The organism is Pseudomonas sp. (genome assembly GCF_049645325.1).
GTDB lineage: Bacteria > Pseudomonadota > Gammaproteobacteria > Pseudomonadales > Pseudomonadaceae > Aquipseudomonas.
In genome coordinates this window covers 1-6,607 of sequence record NZ_JBARTQ010000068.1, presented here as the reverse complement: position 1 = coordinate 6,607, position 6,607 = coordinate 1, and the positions used below count along the sequence as shown (strand labels likewise).

General features: G+C 62.0%; 6 protein-coding genes. 2 read left to right on the top strand and 4 right to left on the bottom strand.

The window, feature by feature from the left end; genetic code table 11:
- Positions 1-24: 24 nt before the first annotated feature.
- Both ptsP and WBB95_RS02985 read right to left on the bottom strand, forming a co-directional pair.
- Positions 25-2,304 carry a phosphoenolpyruvate--protein phosphotransferase gene (ptsP, locus tag WBB95_RS02990; RefSeq protein ID WP_424486223.1) on the bottom strand — a complete coding sequence of 760 codons (2,280 nt, stop codon included), beginning with the start codon at positions 2,302-2,304 and terminating at the stop codon, positions 25-27.
- Positions 2,305-2,326: 22 nt separating this feature from the next.
- A complete protein-coding gene (locus WBB95_RS02985; protein WP_003176750.1) occupies positions 2,327-2,806 on the bottom strand; it encodes an RNA pyrophosphohydrolase in 480 nt (159 codons plus the stop codon).
- Between the two features lie 143 nt (positions 2,807-2,949).
- Between WBB95_RS02985 and WBB95_RS02980 the strand changes: the two genes are divergently transcribed.
- On the top strand, positions 2,950-3,606 hold the full coding sequence (locus tag WBB95_RS02980; protein ID WP_424486222.1) for an HAD family hydrolase: 657 nt from the start codon (positions 2,950-2,952) through the stop codon (positions 3,604-3,606).
- A gap of 152 nt (positions 3,607-3,758) precedes the next feature.
- Here the strand turns inward: WBB95_RS02980 and WBB95_RS02975 are convergent, their stop codons facing one another.
- Together WBB95_RS02975 and ilvA are read right to left on the bottom strand one after the other, a co-directional pair.
- On the bottom strand, positions 3,759-4,172 hold the full coding sequence (locus WBB95_RS02975) for a DUF2269 family protein (protein ID WP_424486221.1): 414 nt from the start codon (positions 4,170-4,172) through the stop codon (positions 3,759-3,761).
- A 40-nt stretch (positions 4,173-4,212) separates the two neighbouring features.
- A complete protein-coding gene (gene ilvA / locus WBB95_RS02970; protein WP_424486220.1) occupies positions 4,213-5,727 on the bottom strand; it encodes a threonine ammonia-lyase, biosynthetic in 1,515 nt (504 codons plus the stop codon).
- Between the two features lie 136 nt (positions 5,728-5,863).
- Between ilvA and rpiA the strand changes: the two genes are divergently transcribed.
- Positions 5,864-6,535, top strand: a complete 672-nt coding sequence (gene rpiA, locus WBB95_RS02965; RefSeq protein WP_424486219.1) for a ribose-5-phosphate isomerase RpiA — start codon at positions 5,864-5,866, stop codon at positions 6,533-6,535.
- Positions 6,536-6,607 lie beyond the last annotated feature (72 nt).

The following is a 6,607-nucleotide window of genomic DNA, read 5'->3' as shown; positions in this document are numbered from 1 at the left end:
TCGCGAGCAAGCCCGCTCCCACAGTTAAAGGGTTTTGGCGGAAGCCGGGTTGATCATCCGCGTCAGCCCCAGGTTCTTCAGCGCCAACTGCAGCGAGCTGTGGATAACTTGCGGGTTGTCGATGGTCATCAACTCGGCCAGCAATTCCTTGGCCATGCTCAGGTTCACTTGGCGCAGCATCCATTTCACCTTCGGCAAGTTGGTGGCGTTCATCGACAGGCTGTCAAAGCCCATCGCCATCAACAGCACCGCCGCCGCCGGATCACCGGCCATCTCACCGCAGATACTCACCGGCTTGCCTTCGGCATGGGCATCGCGCACCACGTGTTGCAAGGCTTGCAGCACCGCTGGGTGCAGGTAGTCGTAGAGGTCGGCCACGCGTGGGTTGTTGCGGTCCACGGCCAGCAGGTATTGGGTCAGGTCGTTGGAGCCGACCGACAGAAAGTCCACCTGCCGCGCCAATTCCTTGGCCTGGTACACCGCTGCCGGAATTTCGATCATCACGCCAATCGGCGGCATCGGTACGTCGGCGCCTTCGTCGCGCACTTCGCCCCAGGCGCGGTGGATCAGGTGCAGCGCTTCTTCCAGCTCATGGGTGCCGGAGATCATCGGCAGCAGAATGCGCAAGTTGTTCAGGCCTTCGCTGGCCTTGAGCATGGCGCGGGTCTGCACGAGGAAAATTTCAGGGTGGTCGAGCGTTACGCGAATGCCGCGCCAGCCAAGGAAGGGGTTGTCTTCCTTGATCGGGAAATACGACAGTGACTTGTCGCCGCCAATGTCCAGGCTGCGCATGGTCACCGGCAACGGGTGGAAGGCGGACAGTTGCTCGCGATAAATCGCCAGCTGCTCCTTCTCGCTCGGGAAACGCTGGTTGATCATGAACGGCACTTCGGTGCGGTACAGCCCAACCCCTTCGGCGCCACGCTGTTGCGCGCGGGCTACATCGGCCAGCAGGCCGGTATTGACCAGCAGCGGCACGCGGTGGCCGTCGAGGGTCACGCACGGCAGCTCGCGCAACGAGTCGAGGCCCTGCGCCAGTTGTTTCTCTTCTTCGACCACTTCGGCGAACTGCTTGCGCAGCACGTCACTGGGGTTGGTGTAGACCTCGCCGCGATGGCCATCGACGATCATGTCGATGCCGTCGACCTTGGAGTACGGCAGGTCCACCAGGCCCATCACCGTCGGGATGCCCATGGCACGCGCCAGGATCGCGACGTGGGAGTTACCCGAACCCAGAACCGAGACCAACCCCACCAGCTTGCCTTCCGGCACTTCGCCGAGCTGCGTGGCGGTCAGCTCTTCACTGACCAGGATGGTGTTGTCGGGGAAAACCATATTGGTGGTGCGATCTTCCTGCAAGTAAGCCAGCAGGCGGCGACCGAGGTCGCGCACATCCGAGGCACGCTCACGCAGGTAGGCGTCGTCCATCAATTCGAAACGGTTGACGTGATCGGTGACCACCTGGCGCAGCGCGCCCTGAGCCCACTGGCCGGTCTTGATCACGGTCTTGACTTCGTTCCCGAGGGACGCGTCGTCGAGCATCATCTGGTACACGTCGAACAGCGCGCGCTCTTCCGGGCGCAGCTGGGTGGCCAGCTTGTTCGACAGGTTGCGCATGTCGGCGCGCACGCCTTCCAGGGCGGTCTTGAACAGTTTGATTTCGGCGTCAATGTCTTTGACGGTCTTGTCCGGCACCACGTCCAGGTCCGCCGGCGGCAACATGACCACCGCCGTACCGACTGCCGCGCCCGGCGAACCCGGCACGCCAACGAACTTGGCTTCCTGGATGCCCTTGCCCTCGCGACCCAGGCCGCGAATCGAGCCGGTGGCTTCGGCGTGGGCGATAACCCCGGCGAGCTGCGCGCTCATGGTCACGAGGAAGGCTTCTTCACCTTCGTCAAACTGGCGACGCTCTTTTTGCTGGATGACCAACACGCCGACGACGCGGCGGTGGTGAATGATCGGGGCGCCGAGGAACGAGGCGTAACGCTCTTCACCGGTTTCGGCAAAGTAGCGGTAACGCGGGTGATCAGCCGCGTTTTCGAGGTTCAGGGGTTCTTCACGCGTCCCGACCAAGCCCACCAGACCTTCATTGGGCGCCATGCTGACCTTGCCGATGGAGCGCTTGTTCAGGCCCTCGGTGGCCATCAGCACAAAACGGTTGGTCTCGGGGTCCAGCAGGTAAACCGAGCAGACCTGGCTGCCCATGGCTTCCTTGACGCGCAACACAATAATCCCCAACGCCGCCTTGAGATCCTTGGCGGAGTTAACTTCCTGGACGATCTTGCGCAGCGTATTGAGCATGGCTCGGGGTCGAACTCCGTCGTCAGTCGCGCGCTAACAGGCGCGGGGCAAGCTCTTTGAGAGCGCGACGATAAACTTCGCGCTTGAATGTCACCACCTGGCCCAACGGGTACCAATAACTGACCCAGCGCCAGCCATCGAACTCCGGTTTACCGGTCAAATCCATCCGCACCCGCTGCTCGTTGGAGATCAGGCGCAGGAGAAACCATTTCTGCTTCTGGCCGATGCACAGCGGTTGGCTGTGGGTACGCACCAGGCGTTGCGGCAAACGATAGCGCAACCAGCCGCGGGTACAGGCCAGAATTTGCACATCTTCGCGCTCAAGGCCGACTTCTTCATTCAACTCACGGTACAAGGCGTCTTCAGGGGTTTCGTCGGGGTTGATTCCGCCTTGAGGAAACTGCCAGGCATCTTGGTTGATTCGGCGAGCCCATAGCACCTGTCCGGCATCATTCGTAAGAATAATCCCGACATTAGGACGGAAACCATCGGGGTCGATCACGGCAACAACCTCGCAAACGCATGTCGTCGCATTGTTCCACAAAGGTTGATCAAGCGGCAACGAGGCTTCTTACCTTATGTGCACTCTTGTGAAAAGACCGTATTCTGGACGCCTTTTTACAGACTTTTCAGCGAGTAACTGCAATGCGCCTGGCTTTATTCGACTTGGACAACACGCTTCTGGGCGGTGACAGCGATCACGCCTGGGGCGATTACCTGTGTGAACGCGGAATTCTCGACCCGATCGCCTACAAGGCCCGCAATGACGAGTTCTACCAGGACTACCTGGCCGGCAAGCTGGATAACGCCGCCTACCTGAACTTCAGCCTGGAAATCCTCGGCCGCACCGAGATGGCCCAGCTGGACGCCTGGCACCTGGACTTCATGCGCGACTGCATCGACCCACTGATGCTGCCTCAGGCCGTGGAACTGTTGGCCAAGCACCGCGCCGCCGGCGACAAACTGGTGATCATCACCGCCACCAACCGCTTCGTCACCGCGCCAATTGCCGCGCGCCTGGGCGTCGACACCCTGATCGCCACCGAGTGCGAGATGGCCGACGGCCGCTACACCGGACGCAGCACCGACGTGCCGTGCTTTCGCGAGGGCAAGGTGACACGCCTGAACCGTTGGCTGGAAGAAACCGGGTACAGCCTGGAAGACAGCTACTTTTATAGCGATTCAATGAATGATTTGCCGCTGCTGGAGCAAGTGACCCACCCGGTGGCGGTGGATCCTGATCCGAATTTGCGCACTGAAGCCGAGAAGCGTGGCTGGCCGGTGATCACTCTGCGCAGCTGAAAACCTGTGGTGAGCGGGCTTGCCCCGCGCTGGGCTGCGAAGCGGCCCCAACCCGCGCACGCCTATCGCCGGCCAAGACCGATGAGCTGGTTTTAGGGCCCCTTCGCGCCCCAGCGCGGGGCAAGCCCGCTCACCACAACAGCCCAAAAGCCTTAAACCGGCTTGGCGCCCATCAACCCCGCAATCGCCACAAACCCCACCAGGCTGACCACGGCCAGCACCAAGGTGAAATTCAGGCTGCCACCACCGCCCAGACGCAGTCGATTGAGCCGCGCCACCAGCCAGAACCAGGCCAGCGCCGCCACGGTGTAGAGGATGCTGGAACCCAGAATCCAGGTCTGCCCCAACGGCCAGCCAATCAGGTGCACCAGCCACCAGCCGGTAAACGGCATGCTCACCAGGCAACTACCCATCAGCAGCCACACAAATGCCCACGGGCGTTGCACGGTCACTGCCGGGCCGGCGCTGCGTTTGCGCCAGGCCAGTACCGCCAGGCCGAGGCCGCTGAGCAGCAGCAACACGGTGGCGGTGATGTGGATAACCTTGAGGGTGGTCAGCGTTTCCATGGTCTCTATTCCTTAAGGGCCGCTCAGTCAGCGTAGTCGCTCAACCGAGGAACAGCTGGTAGGCCGGGTTTTCGCTTTCATCCCAATACGGGTAGCCGATTTGCGCCAACGCGGCTGGCACCAGGTGGCGCTCGTCCGCCGGCACTTGCAGGCCCGCGACCACACGGCCGTCGGCCGCGCCGTGGTTGCGGTAATGGAACATCGAAATATTCCAGCGCCCGCCCAGCTTGTTGAGGAAGTTGAACAACGCGCCCGGACGCTCCGGGAATTCAAAACGGAACACCACTTCGTCGCTGACTTTTGCCGCGTGGCCGCCGACCATATGGCGGATGTGCAACTTGGCCAGTTCGTTTTCGGTCAGGTCCAGCACCGGGAAACCCTGGCTGGTCAGGCTGGCGATCAGCGCGCTGCGTGGGTCGTTTTCCGGGTGGGTCTGCACACCGACAAAAATGTGCGCCTCGCGGCCGGAGTGGTAGCGGTAGTTGAATTCGGTGATCTGGCGCTTGCCCACAGCTTCGCAGAACGCCTTGAAGCTGCCCGGCTGCTCGGGGATGGTCACGGCGATGATGGCTTCGCGGCCTTCACCCAGCTCGGCACGCTCGGCCACATGGCGCAGGCGGTCGAAGTTGACGTTAGCGCCGGAGTCGATGGCCACCAGGGTTTGCCCGGTGACACCACGGGTCTCGACGTACTTCTTGATGCCGGCAACGCCCAAGGCACCCGCAGGCTCGGTGATGGAACGGGTGTCGTCGTAGATGTCCTTGATCGCCGCACAGATTTCATCGGTGCTGACAGTGATCACTTCATCCACATAGTCTTTGCAGATTTCGAAGGTGTGCTGGCCGATCTGCGCCACTGCCACGCCGTCGGCAAAAATGCCCACGGTTGGCAGCACCACGCGCTCGCCGGCAGCCATGGCGGCTTGCAGGCAATTGGAGTCGTCCGGCTCAACGCCGATGATCTTGATTTCCGGGCGCAGGTATTTCACGTACGCCGCGATACCGGCGATCAGCCCGCCGCCGCCCACCGGTACGAAAATCGCGTCCAGCGGCCCCGGGTGCTGGCGCAGGATCTCCATCGCCACGGTGCCCTGCCCGGCAATGGTGTGCGGATCATCGTAGGGGTGAATGTAGACGTAGCCTTTTTCGTCGACCAGTTTCAACGAGTAGGCCAGGGCCTCCGGGAAGGTGTCGCCATGCAGCACCACTTTGCCGCCACGCGAGCGCACGCCTTCAACCTTGATTTCCGGGGTGGTCTTGGGCATCACGATAGTGGCCTTGACCCCCAGCACCTTGGCGGCCAGGGCCAGGCCCTGGGCATGGTTGCCCGCAGAAGCGGTGACCACACCGCGCGCACGTTCCTCCAGGCTCAGTTGGGTGAGCTTGTTGTAGGCGCCGCGAATCTTGAACGAGAACACCGGCTGCAAGTCTTCGCGCTTGAGCCAGACCTTGTTGCCGAGGCGCTCGGAGAGCTGGCGGGCGGTCTGCAACGGGGTTTCTACGGCAACGTCGTAAACGCGCGAGGTGAGGATCTTTTTGACGTACTGTTCAAGCATCGGAAAGCATCACTGAGCGGGTTGGGCAGGGCCAAGGAGTCTAACCCGGCTTTTGGCCGGGCGACCACACGAATCCCGAGGTTTTGTTGGGTTATACTCGCCGCCCTCTTTACTCCCCGCCCGTTCCGGAGCCCGCATGACCCAGGATCAACTCAAACAGGCAGTGGCCCAGGCCGCTGTCGATTTAATCCTTCCTAAACTCGACGACAAGAGCATCGTCGGTGTCGGCACCGGCTCCACCGCCAACTGCTTTATCGATGCGCTGGCCCAACACAAGGGCGCCTTCGACGGCGCCGTGGCGAGCTCCGAAGCCACCGCCGCACGCCTCAAGGGCCATGGCATTCCGGTGTACGAGCTGAACACCGTGAGCGACTTGGAGTTCTACGTCGACGGCGCCGATGAGAGCGACGAACACCTGAACCTGATCAAAGGCGGCGGCGCAGCCCTGACCCGCGAGAAGATCGTCGCGGCCGTGGCCAAGACCTTTATCTGCATCGCCGACGCCAGCAAGCTGGTGCCGGTGCTCGGCGCGTTCCCGCTGCCGGTGGAAGTCATCCCGATGGCCCGCAGCCACGTGGCCCGCGAGCTGGTAAAACTGGGCGGCGACCCGGTGTACCGCGAAGGCGTGTTGACCGACAACGGCAACATCATCATTGACGTGTTCAACATGCAGATCACCCACCCGGTGGAGCTTGAGCGCCAGATCAATGCGATCGTCGGCGTGGTCACCAACGGTTTGTTCGCGGCGCGTCCGGCGGATGTGTTGTTGCTGGGCACTCCTGAAGGCGTGAAAACCCTCAAGGCTTAAGCACATTTGCTCACCCAATCTGGGAGCCGGGCTTGTGTGGGAGCGGGCTTGCTCGCGAAGGCGGTGGGTCAG

Excerpts from the sequence above, each read along its gene's own strand:
- ptsP (WP_424486223.1), bottom strand. The coding sequence starts at position 2,304 with ATGCTCAATACGCTGCGCAAGATCGTCCAGGAAGTTAACTCCGCCAAG.
- WBB95_RS02980 (WP_424486222.1), top strand. The coding sequence starts at position 2,950 with ATGCGCCTGGCTTTATTCGACTTGGACAACACGCTTCTGGGCGGTGAC.
- WBB95_RS02975 (WP_424486221.1), bottom strand. The coding sequence starts at position 4,172 with ATGGAAACGCTGACCACCCTCAAGGTTATCCACATCACCGCCACCGTG.
- ilvA (WP_424486220.1), bottom strand. The coding sequence starts at position 5,727 with ATGCTTGAACAGTACGTCAAAAAGATCCTCACCTCGCGCGTTTACGAC.
- rpiA (WP_424486219.1), top strand. The coding sequence starts at position 5,864 with ATGACCCAGGATCAACTCAAACAGGCAGTGGCCCAGGCCGCTGTCGAT.